26 protein-coding genes are annotated in these 25,184 nt (G+C 31.0%); 15 read left to right on the forward strand and 11 right to left on the reverse strand.

Translation table 11 applies throughout. The annotated features are described in order from the left end of the window. Nucleotides 1-4: 4 nt before the first annotated feature. On the forward strand, nucleotides 5-874 hold the full coding sequence (locus KM029_RS19030; protein ID WP_144076441.1) for a DUF808 domain-containing protein: 870 nt from the start codon (nucleotides 5-7) through the stop codon (nucleotides 872-874). Between the two features lie 138 nt (nucleotides 875-1,012). Here KM029_RS19030 and KM029_RS19035 read toward each other — a convergent pair whose 3' ends face one another. Beyond that, nucleotides 1,013-1,561 (reverse strand): DUF3944 domain-containing protein, encoded by a 549-nt coding sequence (locus KM029_RS19035; protein ID WP_144076442.1) that lies wholly within the window; start codon nucleotides 1,559-1,561, stop codon nucleotides 1,013-1,015. A gap of 242 nt (nucleotides 1,562-1,803) precedes the next feature. Here KM029_RS19035 and KM029_RS19040 point away from each other — a divergent pair, with 242 nt between their 5' ends. Further along, the gene (locus KM029_RS19040; RefSeq protein ID WP_144076443.1) at nucleotides 1,804-3,126 is read left to right on the forward strand and encodes a DEAD/DEAH box helicase; all 1,323 of its coding nucleotides are present in this window, start codon (nucleotides 1,804-1,806) and stop codon (nucleotides 3,124-3,126) included. A gap of 411 nt (nucleotides 3,127-3,537) precedes the next feature. Here the strand turns inward: KM029_RS19040 and KM029_RS19045 are convergent, their stop codons facing one another. Next, nucleotides 3,538-4,053: a lipase family protein gene (locus KM029_RS19045; protein WP_144076444.1), complete on the reverse strand. Its 516-nt coding sequence runs from the start codon at nucleotides 4,051-4,053 to the stop codon at nucleotides 3,538-3,540. A gap of 201 nt (nucleotides 4,054-4,254) precedes the next feature. Here KM029_RS19045 and KM029_RS19050 point away from each other — a divergent pair, with 201 nt between their 5' ends. Both KM029_RS19050 and KM029_RS19055 read left to right on the forward strand, forming a co-directional pair. Next, nucleotides 4,255-4,944 (forward strand): HAD family hydrolase, encoded by a 690-nt coding sequence (locus KM029_RS19050; protein WP_144076445.1) that lies wholly within the window; start codon nucleotides 4,255-4,257, stop codon nucleotides 4,942-4,944. Nucleotides 4,945-4,983: 39 nt separating this feature from the next. Further along, on the forward strand, nucleotides 4,984-5,214 hold the full coding sequence (locus KM029_RS19055; RefSeq protein ID WP_144076446.1) for a hypothetical protein: 231 nt from the start codon (nucleotides 4,984-4,986) through the stop codon (nucleotides 5,212-5,214). Here the strand turns inward: KM029_RS19055 and KM029_RS19060 are convergent. Both KM029_RS19060 and KM029_RS19065 read right to left on the reverse strand, forming a co-directional pair. Next, on the reverse strand, nucleotides 5,201-5,839 hold the full coding sequence (locus KM029_RS19060; RefSeq protein ID WP_144076447.1) for a YiiX/YebB-like N1pC/P60 family cysteine hydrolase: 639 nt from the start codon (nucleotides 5,837-5,839) through the stop codon (nucleotides 5,201-5,203). The two genes, KM029_RS19055 and KM029_RS19060, sit on opposite strands and share 14 nt — an antisense overlap. Nucleotides 5,840-6,037: 198 nt before the next feature. Continuing rightward, nucleotides 6,038-6,346, reverse strand: coding sequence for a hypothetical protein (locus KM029_RS19065; RefSeq protein WP_144076448.1), 309 nt, complete (start codon nucleotides 6,344-6,346; stop codon nucleotides 6,038-6,040). Between the two features lie 323 nt (nucleotides 6,347-6,669). Here KM029_RS19065 and KM029_RS19070 point away from each other — a divergent pair, with 323 nt between their 5' ends. The 5 genes from KM029_RS19070 (at nucleotide 6,670) to KM029_RS19090 (ending at nucleotide 12,021) form a co-directional block, all read left to right on the forward strand. Next, nucleotides 6,670-8,058 carry a sigma-54-dependent transcriptional regulator gene (locus KM029_RS19070; protein WP_144076449.1) on the forward strand — a complete coding sequence of 463 codons (1,389 nt, stop codon included), beginning with the start codon at nucleotides 6,670-6,672 and terminating at the stop codon, nucleotides 8,056-8,058. Next, nucleotides 8,048-9,406 carry a sensor histidine kinase gene (locus tag KM029_RS19075; RefSeq protein ID WP_144076450.1) on the forward strand — a complete coding sequence of 453 codons (1,359 nt, stop codon included), beginning with the start codon at nucleotides 8,048-8,050 and terminating at the stop codon, nucleotides 9,404-9,406. The genes KM029_RS19070 and KM029_RS19075 overlap by 11 nt, the downstream gene beginning before the upstream one ends. Before the next feature lie 179 nt (nucleotides 9,407-9,585). Continuing rightward, nucleotides 9,586-10,629 carry a tetratricopeptide repeat protein gene (locus tag KM029_RS19080; protein ID WP_144076451.1) on the forward strand — a complete coding sequence of 348 codons (1,044 nt, stop codon included), beginning with the start codon at nucleotides 9,586-9,588 and terminating at the stop codon, nucleotides 10,627-10,629. An 85-nt stretch (nucleotides 10,630-10,714) separates the two neighbouring features. Further along, nucleotides 10,715-11,143 (forward strand): transposase, encoded by a 429-nt coding sequence (locus KM029_RS19085; protein WP_205125428.1) that lies wholly within the window; start codon nucleotides 10,715-10,717, stop codon nucleotides 11,141-11,143. A gap of 20 nt (nucleotides 11,144-11,163) precedes the next feature. Beyond that, the gene (locus KM029_RS19090) at nucleotides 11,164-12,021 is read left to right on the forward strand and encodes an IS3 family transposase (RefSeq protein ID WP_205125414.1); all 858 of its coding nucleotides are present in this window, start codon (nucleotides 11,164-11,166) and stop codon (nucleotides 12,019-12,021) included. 47 nt (nucleotides 12,022-12,068) lie between these two features. Here the strand turns inward: KM029_RS19090 and bla are convergent, their stop codons facing one another. After that, entirely contained in the window at nucleotides 12,069-12,824 is a 756-nt protein-coding gene (gene bla, locus KM029_RS19095; protein ID WP_144076452.1) for a subclass B1 metallo-beta-lactamase, read from the reverse strand. 254 nt (nucleotides 12,825-13,078) lie between these two features. On the opposite strand from bla, the gene KM029_RS19100 reads away from it, so the two are divergent. After that, nucleotides 13,079-14,053: an NADPH:quinone reductase gene (locus KM029_RS19100; RefSeq protein WP_144076453.1), complete on the forward strand. Its 975-nt coding sequence runs from the start codon at nucleotides 13,079-13,081 to the stop codon at nucleotides 14,051-14,053. A 67-nt stretch (nucleotides 14,054-14,120) separates the two neighbouring features. Here the strand turns inward: KM029_RS19100 and KM029_RS19105 are convergent, their stop codons facing one another. Then, on the reverse strand, nucleotides 14,121-14,525 hold the full coding sequence (locus KM029_RS19105; protein ID WP_144076454.1) for a hypothetical protein: 405 nt from the start codon (nucleotides 14,523-14,525) through the stop codon (nucleotides 14,121-14,123). A 199-nt stretch (nucleotides 14,526-14,724) separates the two neighbouring features. Here KM029_RS19105 and KM029_RS19110 point away from each other — a divergent pair, with 199 nt between their 5' ends. From KM029_RS19110 to KM029_RS19120, 3 genes are read left to right on the forward strand one after another with little or no spacing between them, the layout of a single operon-like run. Beyond that, on the forward strand, nucleotides 14,725-15,423 hold the full coding sequence (locus KM029_RS19110) for an SDR family NAD(P)-dependent oxidoreductase (RefSeq protein ID WP_144076455.1): 699 nt from the start codon (nucleotides 14,725-14,727) through the stop codon (nucleotides 15,421-15,423). Nucleotides 15,424-15,442: 19 nt separating this feature from the next. Next, nucleotides 15,443-15,610, forward strand: coding sequence for a Lacal_2735 family protein (locus KM029_RS19115; protein WP_144076456.1), 168 nt, complete (start codon nucleotides 15,443-15,445; stop codon nucleotides 15,608-15,610). Between the two features lie 6 nt (nucleotides 15,611-15,616). Next, the gene (locus KM029_RS19120) at nucleotides 15,617-16,114 is read left to right on the forward strand and encodes an SRPBCC family protein (RefSeq protein WP_144076457.1); all 498 of its coding nucleotides are present in this window, start codon (nucleotides 15,617-15,619) and stop codon (nucleotides 16,112-16,114) included. 249 nt (nucleotides 16,115-16,363) lie between these two features. On the opposite strand, the gene KM029_RS19125 is transcribed toward KM029_RS19120, so the two are convergent. After that, the gene (locus tag KM029_RS19125; RefSeq protein WP_144076458.1) at nucleotides 16,364-17,044 is read right to left on the reverse strand and encodes a DUF6515 family protein; all 681 of its coding nucleotides are present in this window, start codon (nucleotides 17,042-17,044) and stop codon (nucleotides 16,364-16,366) included. Between the two features lie 236 nt (nucleotides 17,045-17,280). On the opposite strand from KM029_RS19125, the gene KM029_RS19130 reads away from it, so the two are divergent. Continuing rightward, nucleotides 17,281-18,108 carry a hypothetical protein gene (locus KM029_RS19130; RefSeq protein ID WP_144076459.1) on the forward strand — a complete coding sequence of 276 codons (828 nt, stop codon included), beginning with the start codon at nucleotides 17,281-17,283 and terminating at the stop codon, nucleotides 18,106-18,108. 36 nt (nucleotides 18,109-18,144) lie between these two features. Here the strand turns inward: KM029_RS19130 and KM029_RS19135 are convergent, their stop codons facing one another. The 3 genes from KM029_RS19135 to KM029_RS19145 form a co-directional block, all read right to left on the reverse strand. After that, nucleotides 18,145-18,717 carry an HdeD family acid-resistance protein gene (locus tag KM029_RS19135; protein WP_144076460.1) on the reverse strand — a complete coding sequence of 191 codons (573 nt, stop codon included), beginning with the start codon at nucleotides 18,715-18,717 and terminating at the stop codon, nucleotides 18,145-18,147. Nucleotides 18,718-18,896: 179 nt separating this feature from the next. Beyond that, nucleotides 18,897-19,934: a cytochrome d ubiquinol oxidase subunit II gene (cydB, locus tag KM029_RS19140; RefSeq protein WP_144076461.1), complete on the reverse strand. Its 1,038-nt coding sequence runs from the start codon at nucleotides 19,932-19,934 to the stop codon at nucleotides 18,897-18,899. 8 nt (nucleotides 19,935-19,942) lie between these two features. Next, nucleotides 19,943-21,322: a cytochrome ubiquinol oxidase subunit I gene (locus tag KM029_RS19145; protein WP_144076462.1), complete on the reverse strand. Its 1,380-nt coding sequence runs from the start codon at nucleotides 21,320-21,322 to the stop codon at nucleotides 19,943-19,945. Between the two features lie 318 nt (nucleotides 21,323-21,640). On the opposite strand from KM029_RS19145, the gene KM029_RS19150 reads away from it, so the two are divergent. Then, nucleotides 21,641-22,519: a hypothetical protein gene (locus KM029_RS19150; protein ID WP_144076463.1), complete on the forward strand. Its 879-nt coding sequence runs from the start codon at nucleotides 21,641-21,643 to the stop codon at nucleotides 22,517-22,519. A gap of 97 nt (nucleotides 22,520-22,616) precedes the next feature. On the opposite strand, the gene KM029_RS19155 is transcribed toward KM029_RS19150, so the two are convergent. Continuing rightward, nucleotides 22,617-25,067: a M1 family metallopeptidase gene (locus tag KM029_RS19155; RefSeq protein WP_158631213.1), complete on the reverse strand. Its 2,451-nt coding sequence runs from the start codon at nucleotides 25,065-25,067 to the stop codon at nucleotides 22,617-22,619. Nucleotides 25,068-25,184 lie beyond the last annotated feature (117 nt).

A 25,184-nucleotide genomic window follows, 5' to 3' on the forward strand; every position in this document is an offset into this window, starting at 1 on the left:
ATCAATGGCTTCAGGATTTTTTGCATTGCTCGATGATATTGCCGTAATCATGGACGATGTAGCTGTAACGGCAAAAGTAGCAACTCAAAAGGCAAGTGGTATTTTAGGGGATGATCTTGCTGTAACAGCTGAAAAAGCATCTGGTTTTAAATCTTCTAGAGAAATACCTGTATTATGGGAAATTTGTAAAGGATCTTTCATTAATAAATTAATAATTTTACCAATGGCGTTTTTACTGAGTGCTTTCTTGCCTTGGTCTATTACGCCAATACTTTTATTTGGAGGTGTTTATTTAGCGTTTGAAGGCGTAGAAAAAGTGTATCATTATGCTTTTGCAGGAGGACATGCAAAGGCTGCCGAAGCTAAAACTACAATGACTGATGAAGAAGCAAAGGCAAATGAAAAAAAGAAAATAAAATCTGCAATTGTTGTAGACTTTATTTTATCTATAGAAATAGTGATTGTTGCGTTAAGTTCTGTAATGGAAGAAGACCTTACTGTACAAATATTATCAGTTTCTTTAGCTGCTATTATTGCAACAATTGGTGTTTATGGCTTAGTGGCATTAATTGTTAGAATGGATGATTTTGGCTTAAAACTTATCAAATCTACAAACGGGAAAAAAGGTATTGTTCAGAAAATTGGTTTACTATTAGTTAACGCATTGCCTTGGGTAATTAAAAGCTTAACGGTTATTGGTACGGTAGCAATGTTATTAGTAGCTGGTGGAATTTTTGTGCATAATGTTCCACAAATTCATGAATTTTTACATGCAGTGCCAACTATTTTAAGCGAATTATTAACGGGTACTGTAGTAGGAATCATTGCATTATTAATTGTAACTCTTTTTTCTTCTTTATTTAAGAAAAAATAAAATACTTAATATTAGACTACATTAATTAAAAATAATGTAGTGCTATTATACAAAAAAAGACTACCCTAAAAGAGTAGTCTTTTTTAATTTTTAGATTGTAATGGTTTATATCTCGTTGTTTACCAACGGATAATTGTTTTATCTTAATGCATCTACATAATCATAGATGTTTATATTTTTGCTGGAATCCAGACGTAACAATGCAATGTATAATACTGCTGGTACTGCTACTCTAAGAGCAGAAGATCTTCGTATTAATGTTGTCATGCCTTCACTTAGTAATACATCAAAAGGTAATTCTTTAACACCAGAATTTTTTAACCCAATAGAACGATCACAAAGTGTATTTATAAAAGTTTCTTCTAATTGTATTACAGACGTATTTTCATCAAAATCAATTTGTAGTACATTAAATATCTTTTCAAGAATATTTAAATATGGTAATTGAAATTGCCTTAAAAAATCTCCAACCGTTTCGTTGGCTAGATACTGAAGTTCCAAAGCAATACGATCACTATATTTATAATAATCTCCTTCATAAATTTGTGCTTCTAAACAGTTACTCAGACGTTCTCTTCTGCGGTACTCTCCATTTTGCTCTAAAGTTAGAATATCAAATAAAGTTGATAACTGTTCATTAGAACACTGTTCGAGAAACCAAAGATTTTTATCTGAGATCATATTCATAACACATGCTGGATTAATAATTTAATATTGTATTCAAGCTGTTTATACTTTCTAACTGTTAAAAAGGATGCTTTTATTTAAGTTTATTTCATTTGGTTAACGTATGATTACAACTACATAGGTGTTTTCTATAAAATTCATAGTACTTTCGTGCACTATTTTTAGCACACCTCTTGGAAGTTGAATTAACTTCGTACATTCAGTTGCTTATAAAGTAGCATCAAATACAAAATACAAATAGAATGAGTTTAGTAGTACCATCTATAGAAGATATAAGAAAGCATTTAAAGTTCGAAACTTTTAATGCTATTCAGCAAGAAGCCATTGAGAAATCAAAAGATGCCAATGAATTAGTTGTTTTAGCCCCAACGGGGTCTGGAAAAACCATTGCCTTTTTACTTCCAATTATTCAAAGAATAGATCCTAATTTAAAAGAGGTTCAATGTGTTATTGTAGCTCCTTCTAGAGAGCTTTCTTTACAAATTGAACAAGTATTTAAAAGCTTAGGAACACCTTTAAAAGTAAACTGTTGTTATGGTGGTCATTCTATGAAAGTAGAAATGAACAACATGCAAAATCCACCTCATGTATTAATTGGTACTCCTGGGAGATTAGCAGATCATATAGAAAAAGAATCTTTTGATTACAGTGCTGTAGAAGCAATTGTATTGGATGAATTTGACAAAGCATTAGAGTTTGGTTTTAAAGATGACATGTCTTTTATAATAGAAGAACTTAGAGCAGTAAACTTTAAAATGCTTACTTCAGCCACCAAAAGTGATGAATTGCCTGAGTTTACAAAAATAGAATCACCTGTTACTATAGATTACTTGGGGGATCAAGTACCTCCAAAGTTAAACCTTCAGATGGTGTATGCAAAAGGAGTTGATAAGCTTTATTCTTTATTAAAACTTATCTGTCACTTAAAAGCAGAACCTATGCTAATTTTCTGTAATCATAGAGCAGCTGTTGATAGAATTAGCGAAATTCTTAAAGAAAAAGGAATTGCACATGAGTCTTTTCATGGGGGTTTAGATCAAGAAGAAAGAGAAAGAGCATTAACTAAGTTTAGAAACGGTAGTGCATCTGTATTTATTACTACAGATCTTGCAGCAAGAGGCCTTGATATTCCTGATATTAAACATGTAATCCATTATCAGCTTCCTCCAAAAGAAGATGCATTTATACATAGAAATGGCAGAACAGCAAGGATGGATAAAGATGGAGACGCTTATTTGGTTTTATCTGAAGAGGATAAACTACCAGAATATATTGAGAAAAAGCCACAAAACTTGCATGTTCCTTCTAATGTAGAAATTCCAGCCTTACCCAAGTGGGTAACTTTATATATTAGTGGTGGTAAGAAAAATAAAATCAATAAAATTGATATTGTTGGTCTACTAATGAAAAAAGGAGGTTTATCAAAAGATGAACTAGGACTGATAGAAGTAAAAGATTTTATTTCTTTTGTAGCTGTCGATAGGAAAAAAGCAAAAGAAGTTTGCGAATTAGTAAATAAGGAAAGAGTTAAAAAATTGAGATTAAGAGTAGCTATTGCTAGATAAGCAATGCAGTAAATATATTTATAAACCCTACAGAAATATTAATTTTCTGTAGGGTTTATTGTTTTATTGGAGTTCTTAAGGCGTACTAATTTGTAGTTCAAATTATATATAAAAAAGTCGTTTTTACGCTTTAATGTTTGGAGGGACTATGTATCAGGTTACTAAAGTTTTTTTTATAAATGAGTGGGTGTATATAATGTTATTATAATTTTTTAATACAAATGTGAAGAAAATTTAAAAAAGCGGTTTGTTTGGTGTATTATTTGTTTATATTTATTTAACGAATACGAACTTTTCCTATTATTTAGGAGTAACTATTGTAATAAATAAATATCAAAATACCAGCTCTTCTTTGATCTATTTTGTTTCCCATATCAATCAATTAAGGCAAACTATTGTACTTTTATTTTATTACACAATTCTATAATCTCTTTGATTTTTAGGAAAAGCATACCCAAACAATCTAATTGGTAAAGTACCAATCAAATCAAACCCAAATATATAATGTTCCTGTATACTTATTAGAGTGTCAAACTCTTCTCTTTTAACCTGATTAAAAGGAGTAGGGCTATCATAAGTAATAATTTTGATAGGTTGCTTAATGTGTTTAGACATAAACAGGCAAAATACTTGAGCAATAGCACCACCAATACCAAAGCCAATAACTTCAATTGTGCAAATAGCATTACTGTTTGTTTCTATAATTTTTTCAAGTTTATTCGCACAGCTAAAGTAGCTTCTTAAATACCCTAAGTGTACTCCATTCCTTTTTTTATATTTTAGACGTACGTTTAACCAATCTAAAAGATTCTCTGTAGGATGAAACTCAATAAAAAGAGTTTTTTTAAGAATACGATATTTTATATCAAACCCTTTCATGTTTAATGAATGGAATTTCTTTGCTGAACTTGCTGTTAACGGGTCCATTGATTATAGGTGATTTTATGTGCTAAAAAGGTCCATTTTGATTATACACAAAAGTAGGTCTTGTTTGTGTTATGGAAGTGAACAAAAAATCAATTGATGTTTAAATATTTACTATAATTATTCATATACTTTGGCAAATGCATAACATTAGATTTACTTTGTATTTTTATAGCGTTTATATACTACCATTATAGATAGAAAATGAAAGATAGAATTAAAGTTATTGCTTTTGATGCCGATGATACTTTATGGATAAATGAACCATATTTTAGAGTATTTGAGGAAGACTATTTTAATTTGATGGCCCATTATATGCCCAAAGAAGCATTAAAAGCTAAACTATTTGATTTGGTAATAAAAAATATTCCAATGTATGGTTACGGAACAAGAGGTTTATCGTTATCTATGTTAGAAGGAGCTGTTTTATTTTCTAATGGAAAAGTGAAAGCTAACGAGGTTTTAGAAATACTTAATTTTGGTAAAAGGATGTTAGGAAACCCTGTCGAATTAATTGACGGTGTTGAAGAGACATTAGCTTATCTATCAAATAAATACAGGTTGGTAGTAGCTACTAAAGGTGACCTTTTAGAGCAAGAAAAGAAATTGGAAAAATCTAACCTACTAAAATATTTTCATCATACTGAAATAGTTTCTGAAAAAACAGAGAAAGAATACAGTAAATTACTTCAGCACCTAGATATAGAAGCTGATGAATTTTTAATGGTGGGTAACTCTTTAAAATCCGATATAGTACCAGTTCTAAATATTGGAGCACATGCTTTTCATGTTCCTTTTCATAGCACTTGGGCTCATGAAATGGTAGACGGGATTGTAGAAGGTGAGAAGTTTAGGGAGTTAAAAAAAATAACAGAAGTAATAGAGATACTGTAACCTTTAAGTAGTTACAAAATAGTCTACAAATAAATCACTATGAAAGCATTTTTTATTTTGGTAATCAAAAAGATATTATTTTTAGTTGTGGCTCTTTTTGAAAGTGCCATGACTATTTTCTTTTTAGCAAGTATGGTTGCAAGTAGTGTGTTTTATTACGTTGTACGCATAGTTACATGGCCCTATCGATTTCTAAGAAATGGGTACCTTCATTTTTTTGGATCAAAAGAAAAGAAATCTTTATATACAAAAGAGCCTAGAAAGAAATAGAAATAATATCTAGATAATCTGATTTAGATACACCTCCAGGGTTTAATCCTGGTTCACCTTCAGGAATCTGTACATTAAGCTTTTTAAAATAATCTACCCAAATAGGGAAATAATCTTGCGTGTCTGGGTCCTTGTACGTCATAGGGAATAATTTAAAAACATCTTTACCATTATTGGCCTCTCTGTAGGTTTCATAAACTAATTCAGAACAATAATATTTATCATTATTAATGTCAAAAACATCATCATATTCTTTTCCTAAATATTGAAAAGCATTTTTTGCTGCTTTTGGAGCAAGGTAAGCGTATTGCTTTTTTACTCTTCCAACAAGCGTACCTCCGGCGGCTATTTTTTTACCAAAAAACTGATGAAATGATGTTTTTACAACTCCTTGTCCTACAGCTTCAATAATAAATAATGAATCGTTTTCTTGAACCACCAAAGCACAATGAGAAAAATCTTTACCATTGTATCCAGATGTTACTTTGTCTACAGCATCGCAAAAAGGACCACAATCAACATCTTGGAAAATGATATCACCAGGTTTTAAATCACTTATATTGAATGAAGTAGTAGTACAACCACAAAAAAGGATACATAAAAGGCTATAAAGTAGGTTTTTCATAATTGAAATTTGGATAATCAGTAAACCACGAAGGTACTCTTTTCAATTATAAATTTATTATTTCAATTCATCAATTTTTTGATTCAAACTATTAAATCAGAGTTTTTATTAATTAGAAAAACGTATTTAGAATTGAATATAAAAAAAGACCCAAACCTACGTAATGGCTTGAGTCTTAAATTTAATAGTAAAAGGGAATTATTTATTCCATTTCATATAAGGGTATACACCTGGAGTTTGATCAACTGTTTTACCAGCATTTACACCTTGAGCTTCATTTAAAGTATTTACTCCATTTTTATTTTGAATGTGATAAGCACCTTTACGGTTTTTTGTCATCACTACATTATCATTATTAGATTGTACTGTTTTATCTGTTTTAACTACAGTAGTAGTTTTATAACCTTTTCTAATTTTATTTTTTTTCTTAATAGGATTATCAGCTAAAGTATTTAAAGAAACTGCGCCTATTAATAATGCTGTGCCAAGTAGTGTTTTAGTATTCATTTTTGTAGATTTTTTATAGATAAGTATTAATTACACTTATATATACTCCCTTTGTACGGTGTTGGTTTCGCACTTTTACTTAATGAACGTCAATAAGATAGGGTAAAATGAACTTTTTATTAACAATTGATTTACCTCTCTAAAAGCTGGTGATTATTGTCACCATTTTAGATGTTCTTGCCTCAAAATAGACATGCACTCTTGATGATTATAAATATTTTTCACAAAAAATAATAGTAGATATTATTTGAATTGATAAATTATCCTTTTATTGTTGTGTTCGAGAATGAACATAGATTATAATCTACACTAACCAAAACACAATGAGTAAGCCCTTAGGTAAAATTCTAGTCATAGATGACAATGAAGATATTTTATTAGCAGCAAAAATGCTGTTAAAAAAGAACGCAGATTTAGTACAAGTTGAAAGCAACCCTGGTAAAATTCCGTTCTTATTAAAGAACGACTCTTATGATGTAATTTTATTGGATATGAACTTTACTAAAGATACTACTTCTGGTAAAGAGGGATTCCATTGGTTAGAGCAAATATTAGAAATAGATCCGAATGCAGTAGTTGTAATGATAACTGCCTATGGTGATGTAGAAACAGCTGTAAACGCTGTTAAACAAGGTGCAACAGATTTTGTATTGAAACCTTGGAATAACGAAAAACTAATTGCTACGTTGACATCTGCTGTAAGATTGAAAAAGTCTTATGAAGAAGTTAAAGTTTTAAAAGAAGAAAAAACGGAATTATCTTCCGCACTTAACAAAGCTGCAGGTACAGATGGTATAGTAATAGGAGATAGTCCTGCTATGAAAAAAGTTTTTGCACTGATAAGTAAAGTAGCAAAAACAGACGCCAACATTTTGGTTCTTGGTGAGAACGGTACAGGTAAAGAAGTAATTGCACGTGCAATACACGAACAATCATTAAGAAACGATAAAGTATTTATTGGTGTTGATATGGGATCTATCTCAGAAACACTTTTCCAATCAGAGTTATTTGGTCATAAAAAAGGAGCATTTACCGATGCAAGAGAAGACCGAGCAGGTAGGTTTGAGATTGCAAATAAAGGAACATTATTCTTAGATGAAATTGGTAATTTACCCATGACATTGCAATCTAAGCTCTTAACAGTACTGCAAAAAAGAGAAGTAATTAGGGTTGGTGATAACAAACAAATACCAGTTGATATTAGGCTAGTGTGTGCAACCAACATGCCTGTTTACGAAATGGTAGAGAATAAAGAGTTCAGACAAGATTTACTTTACCGTATAAATACTGTAGAAATACACTTACCACCGCTAAGAGATAGAGTAGAGGATATTCCTTTATTGGTGACACACTTTTTAAATACCTACACTAAGAAGTACAGAAAAGATAAAATGAAAGTTTCTTCTGCAACAATGAAGAAACTACAGAAATATTATTGGCCTGGTAATGTAAGAGAGCTACAACACGCCTTAGAACGTGCAGTAATTATGGCTGAAGAAGATACATTACAACCAATGGATTTTACATTTTTAGTAGAAAAAAATAAGGATGAAGACAATTTCGATTTGTCAGAATTTGATTTAGATACTGTAGAGAAAATGATGATTCAGAAGGCAGTAAGTAAGTATTCTGGGAATATTTCTAAAGCGGCCAAATCTCTTGGTTTAACAAGAGCGTCGTTGTACAGAAGATTAGAAAAACATGGTCTATAAACAATTCAGGCTTCAAATAACACTAAGAGTATTCTTGTTGTTAATATCTTCTTTTGTATTAAGTTTCTTCTTGCAATTAGAATATTGGGCAACATCTATTTTTGTGTTTGCAGGCATTTGCTATCAGGTTTATTTATTACTTCAAAAATTAAATAGTATAACGTTTGAAGTTAAGAAGTTTTTGGACGCCATTAACTACGATGATTTTACACAAACGTTTACGGTTTCTAGGTCTGGTGATATTCAAGATGAATTGAATAAATCTTTACAGAAATCACTTACAAGATTTAAAGAATTAAGAGCGGATAGAGAAACTGATTTAATGTTTTATAAAAGCATTGCTCAGCATATTGATGCGGGGTTGATTGCTTTTAACCCAGAAGGAAAAGTTATCTTTTCCAACTTGATCACGAAACGAATTTTTTCTGGTATTAAGTCTGCAAATATTGAAGATTTCAAAAAAGTATCTCCAAAGTTATATGAAATTTTTACCGATGACTCTGAAGAAGAAATTCATCATGTAAGCGTTCCTGGGCGTTATGATATTCAACGTTTAGTAGTTCAAAAAATCACGATCTATGTAAAAGGAGAGGTGGTTAGGGTATTTAGTATGGACAGAGTACAAGAAGAGGTAGAGCAAGCACAAATAGAAGCTTGGGAAGCACTCATTAAAGTACTTACCCATGAGATGATGAATGCAATGGCTCCAATTGCATCGTTAAGTAATACTGTAAATAACGAACTGAATGAGCTTAAAACAGAATACGAAACCAATGGTAATGTCCCTTCTAAAGAAGATTTAAGTGATATTCAATTGGCCATGAATACGATCGAACAACGTGCAAACTCTATGTCTGCACTTGCAGAAGATTTTAGAGTAATGGCACATTTGAGAGATAGTGAACCTCAGCATATTGATAGTATTGCTTTGTGCAAAGAATATATTGAAGGAATACAACAAGAATGTGATGACAAGAACATTAAGATTGTTTTTGAAGCAACACAAGATGTACTCATGATAACAGCAGACCCTATTCAGATACGAACAGTAATAGATTGTTTGTGTAGAAATAGTATAGAGGAATTATCGGATACAGAAAATGCTAAAATTACAATTCGCTGTAATCAAGATGACCATAACGGTAGACCTATAATACAGGTTATTGACAACGGTTCTGGTATTGACTTAGATGCCTTAGATAGAATTTTTGTTCCATTCTTTACTACAAAAAAGGAACATACAGGTATTGGTTTAAGTTTATCACAACAAATAATGAGACGAAATAATGGTCGTTTAACTATTAAGAAAGAAAGTGATCAAGGAGCAGAGTTTGCCCTTCGTTTTTAAACTTTTAAGCAAAAAATAAAAAGCACAGAAACATTCAATTGGTTCTGTGCTTTTTTTATGTTTTTAAATTATCTATTTTTATTGATAATGTTACAAGGCCAATCAAACTAAAATTCAAATTTTACCATCTTAATACTCTTTTTTTAAGACGACGACTTAAGATACATAATCAATTTATTATGAAAGCAACGACTATTATTCTAACAGTACTATTATGTGTATTTCAAACTTTCTCTTTCGCTCAAGGACAAAACTCTGATAGTGAGATTTTTATTAGAAAAGGGATTGAACTCCATGATAATGGTAAGTACAAAAAAGCAATAAAACAGTACAAGAAGGCACTAAAACTAAATAATGAAGATGTTTTGGCTCTTTATGAGCTAGCAATGTCTTATTTGGCAATGGAAGACTATAACAAATCTATCTATTATTCTAAAAAAGTAATTGAACTAGATAAAGATGATAATAGTACTATTTTAGGCTATGTGAACTATGGTACATCTTTAGACATGTTGGGAAAACAAGATGAGGCTTTAAAGGTGTATGAAAAAGGGATGCTGCGTTTTAATTATTATTTATTGTATTACAATCATGCTGTTACTGCTTTGAGCATGAATAAAATAGAATTAGCTAGAGAATCAGCAATTTCATCTATTACTGTAAATCCTAATCATGGAAGCAGCCACTTATTATTGAGTAAAACGTATTTATTGGAAAATAAGCTAACTCAATTTTTACTTTCTAAATATTTTTTCTTCTTAGTAGAACCTTCTTCTCAAAGGTCATCAATAGAATATTCAAATTTAAAAAAGTTACAACATCTTGATAAAGATCTAATAACAAAAGATGATAAAGGGAATTTGAATCTAAATTTAAACTTTAATGTAACAGATGATACTACATACCTTCATCAAGAAATTTTTCTCTTATCAGCTAAGACAAAAAAAATAATAAACCCATCAATCACTGATACAGAATTATTTGTTTCCACAGTTAAAGGTTTATTTGAAACATTAGAAGATTTTAAATCGAATGAGCCAGAATTTGTGGCAGATTTTTACATCCCAATTTATCAAAAAATTCAGGAAAAGAAGCTTACTGAACCATTTGCATATTTTATTCTACAAGGTAGCGAACCTGACGCTAAGAAATGGTTAGAAAATAATGAAAAAGAACTTGAAAGGCTTTATTCCTTTTTTAGTGCTGATCAAGAAGGTAAATAAAAAAAGCCAGTCATTTTAATTTAATGACTGGCTTTTTTATTAAACTTGTCTCGTCCTGAATTAGTGTTACACAAAACGTAACATTATGAATGAAGATCAAGAATATCAGTACACTAAACGTACACAAAAAGATTATAGCTACTCTTTTAAATTACAAGTTGTAGATGAAGTGGAACGAGGGGAAATAGGTATAACGGCAGCAAGACTTAAATATGGAATACAAGGTCATGGTACCATCCGTACTTGGATAAGAAAGTATGGTAATTTAGATTGGGATAATAAATCTGATTTAAAAATGGGAAAGACACCAGAACAAAAATTATTGGAGCTAGAACAAAAGGTTCTATTATTAGAGAAGCAAAAAGCTTCTTTAGAAAAACAACTCTACGTAACAGATAAAAAAGCAATTTTCTTTGATATGATGATCGATATTGCTGAGGATGAGTTTAATATTCCTATTAGAAAAAAGTCTTTACCCAAGCAGTTGACCAATTCAAAAAAGAAGAAAAAATAGGAGTCAAACCGACTTGTGAATTGCTTGGGTTAAATCGACAAATTTATTATCGTTCGAAAAGGAAAGTAAAAAAGAATAATAGTATTGCATCTAAAGTAGTAGACTTAGTGAAAAGAATTCGTTTGAAGCAAACTAAAATAGGGACAAGGAAATTATATCAATTACTTCTTCCTGAATTGCAATTACTAAATGTAGGTAGAGATAAGCTTTTTGATATCATGAGGGCTAATCGACTCGATATCAAGCCTAAAAAACAATATCATGTCACTACAAATTCTCATCACAGATTTAAAAAGCATAAAAATCTTATTGAGCATTTGGAAATAAATAGACCTGAACAAGTATTAGTTTCTGATATAACTTACATAGGTGAGCGAAGTAACCCAATGTATCTCTCCTTAGTAACAGATGCCTATTCTAAGAAAATAATGGGGTTAAATGTATCAGATAGTTTGAATGCAAATGGAGCTATTGCAGCATTAAAAGAAGCACTGAAAAATAGAAACTATGTTGATTTACCAATGATACACCATTCAGATAGAGGATTACAATATTGTAGTCACGAGTATCAACGACATCTTCAGGAAAATAAAGTATTGTGCTCGATGACGGAATCTTACGATCCTTATCAAAATGCGGTAGCAGAAAGAATAAACGGAATTCTTAAGCAAGAATTTATTTTAGGAATAAAAATTAATGATCTCGATTTAATGAATAAATTTATTAGAGAATCTGTATATATTTACAATAATGAAAGGCCTCATTGGAGTAATTATATGAAGACACCTGTTGAGATGCATCAGCAAAGTGAAATAAAAATGAGAACTTATAAAAGTAAAAATAGCACCGAGTCTACACTCGATGCTATCAATATATAATAGGTCTAAATCTGTAACGCTATGGACGGACTAGACAACTTATGCGTTTACTTTTGCTCAAAAAGTTGTATTGTGTACTCAAATAAAGAATTATTACCTGTAGGTCCATGGCCTGGAATTACAACTTCTACATCTTTATAATGATCGCTTACTTTTTGAATTGTAGAAGCCCATACATTTGTATCTGCATCCGCTAAATTACCTTTACCTGCATTCATTTTTTTAACAAGACACCCACCAAATAAAACTTTATCTGTAGGTTGGTAGACCACTATATTATCTTCTGTATGTCCTTTTCCAAAATAAGAAGCAATTACTTCATGATCGTCTACAAAAAATGTTCTTGTATTATCAAATCCATTTTGAGGAATCGGGAAGCCCTTTTCTTTTGCAAGGTTAATGGTTTGGGAAGTAGCATATGATGGTATACCACGCTTATGAAACTCAGGCAAACCACCTACGCAATCAACATGAAAATGAGTAGGTATTACACCTTTAATCTGTGCTTTTAAAGAGTCTTGTACATAATTTATTAACGCTACTGTACTAGCACTATCAGTAGGTGAATCTATTATTATTGCTTCACCGTCATCAATAACAATCATACCATTACATGCAACGTCACCAAAGTCTTTGGTATGTAAATAAGAAATATGAACAAGTGTATGTTCTGTTAAAGGTTTTACTGTAAGAATATCAGTAGAATACGTTTGAATTTGAGTTGATGTATTCTCTTTAGTTTTACAGCAAGAAAATGCAATTATCAAACTGATAAAAGAGAACGAAATGTTTTTTAAAGTCATATTTGGGGTGTTATTTTTTTTAATACACAAATATACAATAGAGAATATAGATGTGATCTATTAAATAATCAATAAATCTAAATTAGTTATAATTAGAATTTAGTGTAGAATAAATAACAGATTTTTGATCTAAACTATAAGATATCTAAAAATGAAGTTTATTTTTATACATTAATTTTTTATTATGATGTGAACCTAGGATAGTTCTTGTCGATTATTGAATAAAAATAAAAACACCAAAATATATTATCATTATGAAAGCAGCTTGGTATACTGAGCAAGGAAAAGCTGAAGAGGTTTTCTTTATTGGTGAACGCAATGAGCCTCAACCTTTAGATGGGGAAATTCAAATTAAAGTGCAATATGCAGGTGTTAACCCTGGCGAAATATCTAAAAGAATTGCTCGTTTTGGAGGTGAAATGCCCTACCCATTAGTTATTCCACATAGTGATGCTAGTGGTATAGTTACTAAGATTGGTGAAGGAGTAGATAAGCATTGGCTTGGGAAAAAAGTAATGTGCTTTGGGGCGCAGTCTTACAGGCCTTTTGGGACTGCTGCAGAATTTACATGTGTTCCTGCAACTCATGTTTTTGAGTTAGACGATTCTATTGATATGCAACAAGCAGCTCAAATGGGTATACCTGCAATTACAGGGCATTATGCTATCTATAAAGCTGGAGACCCTAGAGGAAAAACAATTCTTGTTAGTGGTGGAGCGGGTGCTGTAGGGCAATGTGCTATACAATTTGCAAAACGTGGTGGAGCTAAAGTAATTGCTACAGTACGTAAACAAGAAGATAGAAAAATAGCACTTTATGCAGGTGCTGATGAAGCAATTTGTACAGATGAAGAAGGGTTGAATAAACTTGATAACTATAAAAGAACAATTGACCATATTGTAGAAGTTGCTTTCTCTAGTAATTTAGAATTGGACATTCAGTTATTAAAAGTAGGAGGGAGTATTGTAACTTTTGCTACTGCAGATGGATCGCCTAAAATTCCTTTTTGGCAGTTAGTTTTTGATAATATCAGTATTCATTTTTTAGGGAGTGATGATTTTCCATTAGAAGCAAAACAAAAAGCTATGCGAGAAGCTGCTAATGCTTTAGAAGCTGGATGGAAGGGCTTATCGATCTATAAAATCTATCCTTTAGATGAAATTGCTGAAGCACATAATGAAGTAGAATTTAGACGTACAAAAGAGCGTGTATTACTAAAAATCTCATAGTTATAAATAATAAAGCATCGTCAAAGGGAATACCATTAGACGATGCTTTATATATAATTTCTAGTTTTTAAAGCTCATCAACAAAAGCCTTTACCTCAAAAATATTGTGCTCGCCAATAAATTGTAGGATACCTATTGCCGCTGATCTAGAAAGGTGGTCAACAAGATTAATATAAATATCACATGTTTCTCCATCAACAGTTGAATGCGTATTTTCAAAAAACTCTAACGGAAATTTAGTATGGGTAACGTTAAAAATGTGTTTTTCAAATAGAAACTGTAAAATACATTCTGTACCTATAAAAGCCATATCACTTTCATCTAGGGCTGCATTTCCTAACAGTACATCAATTTGTTGTTGTAAAGCATCTGCTTCCTCTTCTTCTATACCCCATAATCTAAAAACATCCCAGCATGTATTTAGGTCAAAACTGATTAGAATGGTTTTGTGTGCATCTGTAACTCTTATCATAATTAATATTTTATTGCAGTAACTAAATGAATAGATAGTTACTTTTTATCAGAATTAAATCTCATCTATTTGTTTCACTATTTACATAAACAATATACTTTTTTTTAGCATTCATTTCACAATGTTAATATTGTTTAAACATTTTGAGGTAGATGTTGTTATCTAAGCATATCAAATAAGTGGAACAAAAATAATTAAAATGAAAAACTATTTAGTGATAGGGGGTTCCTCAGGAATTGGGTTAGCTTTAATCAAGCAATTATGTGAAGAAGGAAACATGGTATATGCAACTTACAATACTACTATTCCTATTTTTAATCATGAAAATGTTAATTATCACGCACTAAATGTTTTAGATAGTACTTTAGATCTATCGTTTTTACCAGACACTTTAAATGGAGTTGCTTACTGTCCTGGGAGTATAAATTTATTACCTTTCAGTAGAATTGAAGTAGATAGTTATACAAAAGATTTTGAGTTGCAAGTTGGAGGAGCGATAAAAGTTATACAGCAAACTATTAATAAAATGAAAAAGTCAGGGAATGCATCTATAGTTATGTATTCTACCGTTGCTGTACAGTTAGGTTTTAAATTTCATGCTCAAGTTGCGGCATCCAAAGGTGCTATAGAAGGATTAACGAAAGCGCTTGCCGCTGAGTTTGCCCCAAAAGTTAGAGTTAATGCTATAGCACCTTCATTAACAGATACACCATTGGCAGGGAAATTATTAAGCGATGATGCAAAAAAGCAAGCTAATGCAGCAACTCATCCTTTAAAAAAAATAGGAGAATCTGAAGATGTAGCATCTTTGTCTGCATTCCTATTATCAGATAAATCAAGTTGGATGACAGGTCAAATTCTTCATGTTGATGGAGGTATGTCAACCATCAAAGTATAAACTTTTAAATAGAAATATTATGTTCGGATTGTTTAAGAAATCATCTCCAAAAGAAAAATTAGAGAAAAAATATAAGAAGTTATTAGAAGAGTCGCACAAGCTATCTACAGTAAATAGAATGGAAAGTGATTTAAAGATGTTTGAGGCATCTGAGGTATTGAAAGAAATTGAAAAATTAGAAAATTAATGGTATATGGCATTTTATCAATTTAAAAGGGAGCAGTTAATTAATGCAAGTGTTGATGAGGTATGGGATTTTATTTCATCTCCTAGAAATTTAAAAGAGATTACACCAGATTATATGGGTTTTGATGTTACTTCTACAGATATACCAGAGAAGATGTATGAAGGCATGATTATTACCTATAAAGTTAGTCCGCTTTTTGGAATCAAAATGGATTGGATGACGGAAATTACAAAAGTAAGAGATAAAGAATATTTTGTTGATGAACAACGTGTTGGTCCTTACAACATTTGGCATCATCAACACATTTTAAAAGAGGTAAAGGATGGTGTATTAATGAAAGATATAGTGACATATTCACCACCGTTTGGACCTCTAGGTGCAATTGCAAATTCATTGATGATACGTTCCAAATTAGAGGAAATATTTGCCTATCGTAAAAAAGTAGTAGAAAAAAAATGGGGCGCATTGCCTAAAGTAAGATCTGTAGAAGGACTTGCTGGATAATCGTACTTTCCTGTTAAACCAATCCTATCTAAAAACAGTTCTTTTATAACGGCAAACAAAATTAATCTAAAAAAAAGCCTCAATCCATATAGGGTTGAAGGCTTTAAGAATTGTAGAAGCTAGATAGTATATTTATTTTATCTTAGGCATTCTTCATATTTAAATATAAACTATATATCAGTTTTCATTCATTCATTCTTTATTACTGTTATTTATCAAAATATATTTTGTAGAGTTTAACTTAAAGTATTAATTTTTTGGTGTTGTGACTGCATAATTCACAGTGTTATCTGTTTGAGGAACTGAAGTGTACCAGATGCCATTACAAACATGGTAAGTTATACCATTTACAATTTCTGTTGTTGTACCTTCAGGAAGAGCGTTTACAACAGCTCCTTGAGGTGCGGTTATTACAGCGTACCCACCACTTGGATTTGCTTGATAATAATTACCAGCAAAATAATAATATGTTTTCCCACTAACAATTAATGTCACATTTCCTGTAGGTAAGGTTTTTATAGTAGATCCTATCGGAGCTGCCACAACTTTATAATTTCCACTAGGTTGTTTTTCATAATATACACCTTTGTCACAGTAATAATCTTGTTTTTGGTTGTTTTCATCTATAGCATGAACAATTATTGCTGTAGTTGCAATTGTTGCAACTGTAGCACCAACTGGATGCCAATAAGGACCATACATTGGAGCACCATAATATACAGGGTGTGGAGCAACAACTACAGGACCTCTATGTACATAAGTAGGGCCAGTATGTACTACTGTTGGCCCTCTATTTACATAGGTAGGACCATGATGCACTACTGTAGTGTTACGTGTAGGGTAAACTCTTCTTACTTGAGCAAAACTTGTATTTGTTAGGAAAAGAATTCCAAGTAATAATATCGATAATGATGATCTGAGGATATTCATAATTTTATATTTAAAGTTCTTGCTATAGAGAACGCTTAACATAGTATTACGTTGGAAGCCTTTACAGTCATTTACTTAAATTGTAGGTGTTTTTAAATTTAAAATCTAAATTTGATACTTTCTAGTCATAATCTGAAAGTATGCTACAATTAAACAACTCAAAACAATTACTATCTTTCGTTATATTACATTTTCAGTGCCTTTTACTCTATACCATAATCAATTGGTTTTTGACGATGTATATAAGTAATGAAGTAATTGATATTTTTTGGTCAGATCTATTTTTACCGTTTTTTATATTCCCTTTCATCTTTCTTTATTTTAGTAATAATCATTTTAAAGGTTACGTACTTAAAAATGGAAAGATGGGGAGGTTAGTTATCAGCTTTTCATTAGGTTTACTTACTGCAATAGTAAGCTTATTTATTCAAGGAACGATACGAGAACACTCGGGAGCTTTAAAAGAAATTAGAACAGTAGACGAACTTTCTTATAAAAATGGAGATCGTAAGTACCATATCAAAGATTATTTTATTGATATTAAACATGTGACATATACAGCTTACCTTACTTATAAAAAGAACAACAATACTGTTCTTAATGTCATATTTACATCACCAATAAAAAGTTATTCTTCTTCTGTAAATACAAAAATTTTATACGGATTTTTGGCAACCCCTTATTCAATTGTAATAAAAGATAAAGGGACACAAGGAAACTATAAAGCATTGAAAGAGTATTATGAACAAGTCAAAATTAACTATATGGACTTAGACTTTACTAAGATTCAATATTTTAAAAAAGTTCCAAATTCTGAAAAATTAGTAACATATAATAAGTGTGCAGCAAAGAATAAGTACTATTACAATAAAGAAGTAAGTGTGATATTAGAGGCGAGTTTAGAACCGTATGGAGCAATTGATATCAATAGTTTTTTTTATATTCTGATTGCTGAAATATTCTATTTCTTAGTTCTTGGCTTAATATACAGTGGGATAAATCGAAAAGTAAAAAAAAGAGATATAGCAAATCAACCTACTAATATACATTTAGATGTACACTAATAGGTTGCTTTTATATATCAATAAATAATTAACTTTTTATTTTTTTGAATGCATTCCTTCTTTTATACTTTTCAATTTACTTGCAACTATAAATTCAGAGATACCTGCATTAAATAAAGCAAGACTAAACCAGAAAGTAGCAGTTAAACTAGCAAATGTCATGTTAGTGATAATTATGAAACCTAATAAAAGACCTACAATACCAGAGAACATTAATAAACCCCAACTGTTAGAAACATCTTTATATTCTATAGATTTACCAATTGTTTCTAAGCCTTTAATTAACACATAAAAACCTAAATAAAGAGGTAATGTAGTAAGCGACATTGCTGGGTTTGAAATTAATATAATACCCAATATTGTAGTAAACATACCTCCTGTAAAGCTCCAACCCCAATTTCCTTGAGATTTTCTATTATCTAATGCAGTAAACATTTGACCGGTACCTACAGCTAAAAATGTAATACTAAAAAGGTAAGATAATGAAACAAAAGTTTCTAATAGATGAGCTACGGTCCATGCACCTAAACCAATTAAAAGTAAACCAGAAATTAAAGGATAATACCAATGTTTAACGTTGTATTTTAAAGCACTTGATAAATGATTCATAATTATATGTTTTGTATAAGCGTAAATGATTTCTCATTAGAGAGATACATATAATAACGGCGTTACTAATTTAAATATTTATAACATATAACTAATAACTATCAAATTGTAATAATTAATTGATAGATGGTATATAGATTCATCGTTCATCTTTTTGAAAGGACAGACAGGAGACTCATTTAGTAACTATGTTCGTCTAATTTTACTTTACCCCAAAATACTCTATAAACAATAAAAGTATACGTAAGCACTAATGGTGTTCCAATAGCAGCTATAGTAAGCATTATCCCTAAAGATTTTTGAGAAGCTGCCGCATTATATATTGTAATAGTATTTTCAGGATTATTTGTGGCAATTAATAATGAAGGGTAGAGTTGTACCGCCACCAATATTAATAATAAACTAAAAGTGATAGATGAGAAAATAAATGCAGACAAATACTTTTGCTTTTTGGCTAAACGTGGAATATTTGCAATACTTAAAACTGCTAAAACAGGCAGTATAAATAAAACAGGATATTCTTTAAAACGTTCTGCTAAATGAGGGAAGAATATTAGCGTATACAAACTCATTATTGTGTACATAATAATGAAAGCAATCATGCATTTTTCTAACATTAATACAACATGGTCAAAGAGTTTTCCTTCTGTTTTTAAAGAGAGGTAAATCGCTCCATGCATCATCATTAACGTTAATGTGGTTAACCCAACTATAATGGCATATGGATTCAAAAACATAGTTAAATGAGGGTTTATTGCCTCGTAGTTTTCATCCAAAGGAAAACCTTGTAGTATGTTTCCTAATACTACACCTAATAAAAACGCAATCATACCACTCGAAAGTGTATAAGTAAAATCCCATAAATTTCGCCACCATTTCATTTGTTCTTTAGATCTAAATTCTATAGAAATAGCTCTAAGAATAATAAAGAAAATAAAGAGCATAAAAGGAATATACATTGCAGAGAATAGTGTGGCATAAAATACAGGAAAACCAGCAAATAAAGTACCTCCGCCAATTACTAACCAAACCTCGTTGCCATCCCAAACTGGGCCAACAGCATTTAAAGCAATACGTCTGTTTTTATCGCTTTTTATAAATAAGTGCATTGCACCTGCACCTAAATCAAAACCATCTAAAATTCCGTAACCAGAAAATAAAGCACCCACTACTAAAAACCATAGCGTAGGGTAGTCTAAGCCTAAAATTGTTTCCATGAGTAGTGTTAATCTTTAGTGAAAAAGTTATTTATACCTTGTTGATGAGGACGATGATCTATCAGATGAGCATCTTCTGGACCGTGTTTAATTTTCTTATTTAATAAGTAGATAAACAAGACTAATAGAAGAGAATAAATTAAAGAAAACATTATTAATGAAAATAATACTTGATCTGCCTGAACTGCCTTAGAGAGTGCATCTGATGTGCGCAATAAGCCATAAACTACCCAAGGTTGTCGTCCCATTTCTGCAGCAAACCAACCAAACTGATTAGCCAATTGAGGCAATATTACTGCAAATACAAAAATCCATAATAACCATTTATGATTGAAAAGCTGCTTTCTCCATAGCAAGAAACTACCTAAAAGAGAAAGACCAATTAGTAGCATACCAATTCCTACCATTAGATGATAAAATTGGAAAATAGCATTTATTTGACTGGGTTGGTCTTCTACTGCAAATTTATCTAATCCCGTTACCTTGCCATCAAAAGTTTGGTATAAGAGTAGAGAAAGTCCACCAGGGACTTTTAAACCATAAACTTCTTTATTTTCTTGATCTACCCATCCGAATAAATACAAATCGGCAGGGTCTTCAGTATGATAATGTCCTTCAAAAGCGGCTAATTTAGCAGGCTGATTCTTTGCGACACCATCAGCAGATAAGTGTCCAAGGAAAAGTTGAACAATAGAAAAAACAGTTGCAGCAATTAAGCCTAATTTAATACCTGTTTTAGAAATCTCTTGATGTCTATCTCTCACTAAATAATAGGCATGAACACTAATGTATAAAAATGCTCCTGCAAGAAAAGCACCTACCCAAACATGTAAAATCCGTTCTACACTTGAAGGGTTAAAAACCATTTCCCAAAAATCTGTTATTTCTGCTTTAGCCATCATGCCTTCTCCAACAATATGATAACCTGCAGGGGTTTGTTGCCAACTGTTGGCTACCACAATCCAAATTGCAGAAAACATAGAACCTAAGAAAACACCTAAAGTAGAAATAAAATGAACTTTAGGACTAACCTTGTTCCACCCAAATAATAATATACCTAAAAAGCTACTTTCTAAAGCAAAGGCAAATATCCCTTCGGCTGCTAGTGCAGAACCAAAAATATCGCCAACATAGCGGGAGTAAGTAGCCCAATTTGTGCCAAATTCAAATTCCATTACTATACCTGTTGCTACACCAATACCAAAGGTTAAAGCAAATATTTTAGTCCAAAACCGAGTTAGAACTTCATATTTTTTATTATGTGTTTTTAAAAACATTCCTTCGGAAATGACAAGCATTAAACCGATACCAATACTTAATGGAGGATAGATATAATGGAATGAGATTGTAAAAGCGAATTGTATTCGAGAGAGGATTTCTACGTCCATGATTAATGATAGGTTTTTTAAGTTTAAGTATTATAAAGCTAATAACTTTTTGATAATATTGAATGTTTAACGGAGTATTCTTTCCTATTTTTTTTGTTGATCTTGAGGTATTGAATTAATCGATGTTTTGGTTGTATTTATTAATTGAAATAGTAGAAATACACCTTTTTAAATGAGTTAACTTGATAAGACAAATAAGAATGGATTGTGACACTTTTTTTTTGTCAACATACCATAATAGATGCTACTTTATATCTCTTTTTTAAAGAAATTTATAATTATTATTATGACGATCAACTATTTTAGATTAACTACCTGATGTTTAATAGCAAAATTATTTTTCTGTTCTTACTATCTCTTGTTTGTATTTATTCATGTAAAACGATAGAAAAGAAGAGTGAAGTTCCTAATTCTGGCTTTTATTTGGCCATACATGAGGAAGCTATCTCGCCTGATCTAGAGAAAATTACTGGAATTATACCTTCCCAAAACAAGGATTATTTGTGGGTTCAAGAGAATAAAGGAAATAACCCATTCATTTATTTATATAACACAAAAACAGGAAAACAAGAAAAGAAAGTATTTATACGAGGAACTTCTATAGCATGGGAAGATTTAGCAAAAAGCTACAATGATAAAGACCAGATGTCGATTCATGTAGCAGATATTGGAGACCCTCATTTATCCCGTAAGGATATTCAAGTATATTCTTTTAAAGAAAATGATATTGAAGACGATTTTGTAGCACCAGAAGTAAAGTATTTTACATATCCCAACGGCCCTAGAAACGCTAGTGCAATGATTGTGAATCAGACAACGGAGGAATATTATATTTTTACTTTAAGTAAAGAATTTACAGAAGTTTATGCCATTAGTATTCATGAAAGAGCTGGGCAGCTAAAGCAAATTGGGGTGTTACCTTTTGGTAATGTTACCAACGTTGATATCTCTTTTGATAATAGTCGTTTATTGATTGTAAAAGAAGGAGACTTGAGTATGTGGAATTTAGAGAACAAAGATAAATTAATCTCAAACTTGTTGAATAAAAAACCAGATTATATTCATGTAAAAGAAGCCTCTGAATATTTAGGTTCATGTTTTAAAGATGAAGGTAAATTTTATGTTCTTGATAGAAAGAAGCCTGATCAAAAACCTGTAATTACTACGTATGAAGGTGGTGGTGTAACTTCTTTATAATCTTTAATATACTGCACAAAATATAAACACCTCTCTTAATTGTCTCCATTTTATAGAAGACGTTAAGAGAGGTGTTATTTTATTGTAATACAAATAATTACAACATTTCTGTAAATTGATTCCTTCTAATTACAGGATCAAGGTTTTGAAGTATTTTTGCTTCTAATTTATCGTCAATATTATTATGTTCTAGAAATTGATGTACCTTTTTAATAACGCTTTTTTCAGTTCGCTTTCCAATGCTATTTTTTAAATAACCGAATGGGAAAAAGATATCGCCAGTTTTTTGTATTTCAGGCAAAAGGTTTAAAGTCGCTTCAATATATTTGATTGAATTTGCGGCCTGTAATGGGTGGTTTAAGTACCCAAGTCCATTTTCTACCCAAGGTTCGTTACCTCTATTTTTTACATTTTTAATATCTTCAAAAAAAGCATCTCTTTCTATATAATCAGGACTTGTAGAAGGGGTTATATATGTAAGATAACTTCTATAGTAATCAGAAGAGAGATTATTTGCCACTGTTCTTTCCATTTCTCTAGATGTAGCTAATTTTTCCATTCGTAGTTTCATGAAAAGTGCAATTCTATTGGCATCACTAATAGTTGGGATAGTATTTTTCTGCGTAATGTATTGTTCTAAAAATGCATATTCTTCTTTAGTATGATCAAGTGAAATTAGTACCTTTAAGTAAAAAGTTTTTAATGTATTTGTAGTACTTTTTTCTAAAAGGTTTTTAAAAATTGGAAATTCTTTCTTTGTAAGCTTTGTACGTTCACTTTTAGATAAATAATACCAATAAATCTCTTTAAACTGACCAAATAACATCTTTTTTAACAGAGAATTATCTTCAACTTTCAAACGCTCTAAGATAAACGGAAGATAGGTTTCTATAGCTATATTTTTATGCAGAAAATTTTCCCACAAATTACCATAAACAGTCATGGCTTCTTTATCAGAATAATTAGCAATGTTCTTAATCAATAGTGTTTGTAAATCAGCTGCAAGTTCAAAATATCCATAACCTTTTGCAGATTGGTCTAAAGGATAATTTCCTGCTTTGCCTAAAGGAGCTGAAGTGTTTGCTGAGTTGATATTTACTGTTGTATTGTTCACTTTAATTATTTGTGACCAACCAATATCTTCAGTTTTAATAACTAAGTTATCTTCTTCAATACTTAATTTATATTTAGGCATTCCTGCTTTTTTTACCCATTGATCTGCCCATGGCTTAATATCTTTTGCAGTAGTTTCTACGATTACATTAATTAGATCATCGAAGGTAGCATTACTAAAAGCATATTTCTTTAAATAATTCTGTAAAGAAAGTTGTAAGGCCTCAGAACCAATTATTTCTTCTAACTGAGCCATTACAACAGGTGCTTTAGAGTAAATTATAGCACCATATAAAGTACCTGCTAAGTTTAAGTTTTCTAGATTTTGCTGAATAGGATGTGTACCTTCAGTTCTATCAATAGGATAGGCCCTGTATTGATGAGAAACATAGAATTGTACATCATGATTAATTTCTGGGTAAGAGGGTTCTACTGCTTTTGCTGCAATAAAATTAGCAAACACTTCTTTTAACCAAACATCATCAAACCATTTCATGGTTACTAGATCTCCAAACCACATGTGTGCTACTTCATGCGAAATTAACTGTGCTCTTCTTAATTTTTCTGTATCGCCAGCGTTTTCATCAAGTATTAAAGACGAAGATCTGTACTGAATTGCTCCAACATGTTCCATACCACCATATTGAAATGGAGGAAGCAGAGCAAAATCAAGTTTATGAAAAGGCAACGGTATATTTGTATAGTTTTCAATCCAATCAATGGCTTTAACATGCAGCTTAAAAATAGCGTCTTTATTCTTGTCTATTTTCTCTTTATCAACTAAATGAAGCATAGTAAATTTGTGTTTACCATCATCATACTCTTCCTTTTTAAAATTACCTGCTACAAACGAAAATAAGTATGTAGAAATTGGAGCAGTTTCACCAAATACTAATAGTTTTCTACCTTCAACGGTTTCTTTCTGCGTAGCATATTCTCCTGCAATAGCTTCCCATTTTTCGGGCATGTCTAAACTAAGCACATATTTTGCTTTCAGGTCTGGTTGATCAAAACAAGGAAATAAAGTTCTTGCTCTGTCCGGAACAAGCAAGGTATACATATAATCCTTATTTCTATTTAAAGATTGTTTACCAGCTTTAAATTGAAAAGAAATTTTATTTTCACCTTCAACTAAATATGTATTAGGGATAACAATATGTTCCTGAATATAATCGTAAGAACACGTTTCATTGTTCACTATAAGATTATCAATGTGTGTGTCGTTGGCTTTAAAATCAAGTATTAAAGGCTTAGTATTATCTTTAAGTGTTACTTTAATTAATGAAGTAGCAAAAATATCAGCTTCTTTTTCTTCAGGTAGTTCAAAATGAAGTTCATAATGAATATTAGAATAATTAGAAAAACGATATTCAGCTAATTCTTTAGATACGCCTAATGTTATTTCTACAGTATTAGATGTACACGAAAAAAGCATTAGTAATACAATTAAATAAGTGAAATGATTGAATCTCATAGGTATGTGATAGGTAATAAAAAATAAGTATATAAATATATTAATATCTGAGTTAAGATCACTATGGGTTTTCAATTT

Origin of the sequence: Flammeovirga kamogawensis (assembly GCF_018736065.1) — a bacterium.
Classification (GTDB): domain Bacteria; phylum Bacteroidota; class Bacteroidia; order Cytophagales; family Flammeovirgaceae; genus Flammeovirga; species Flammeovirga kamogawensis.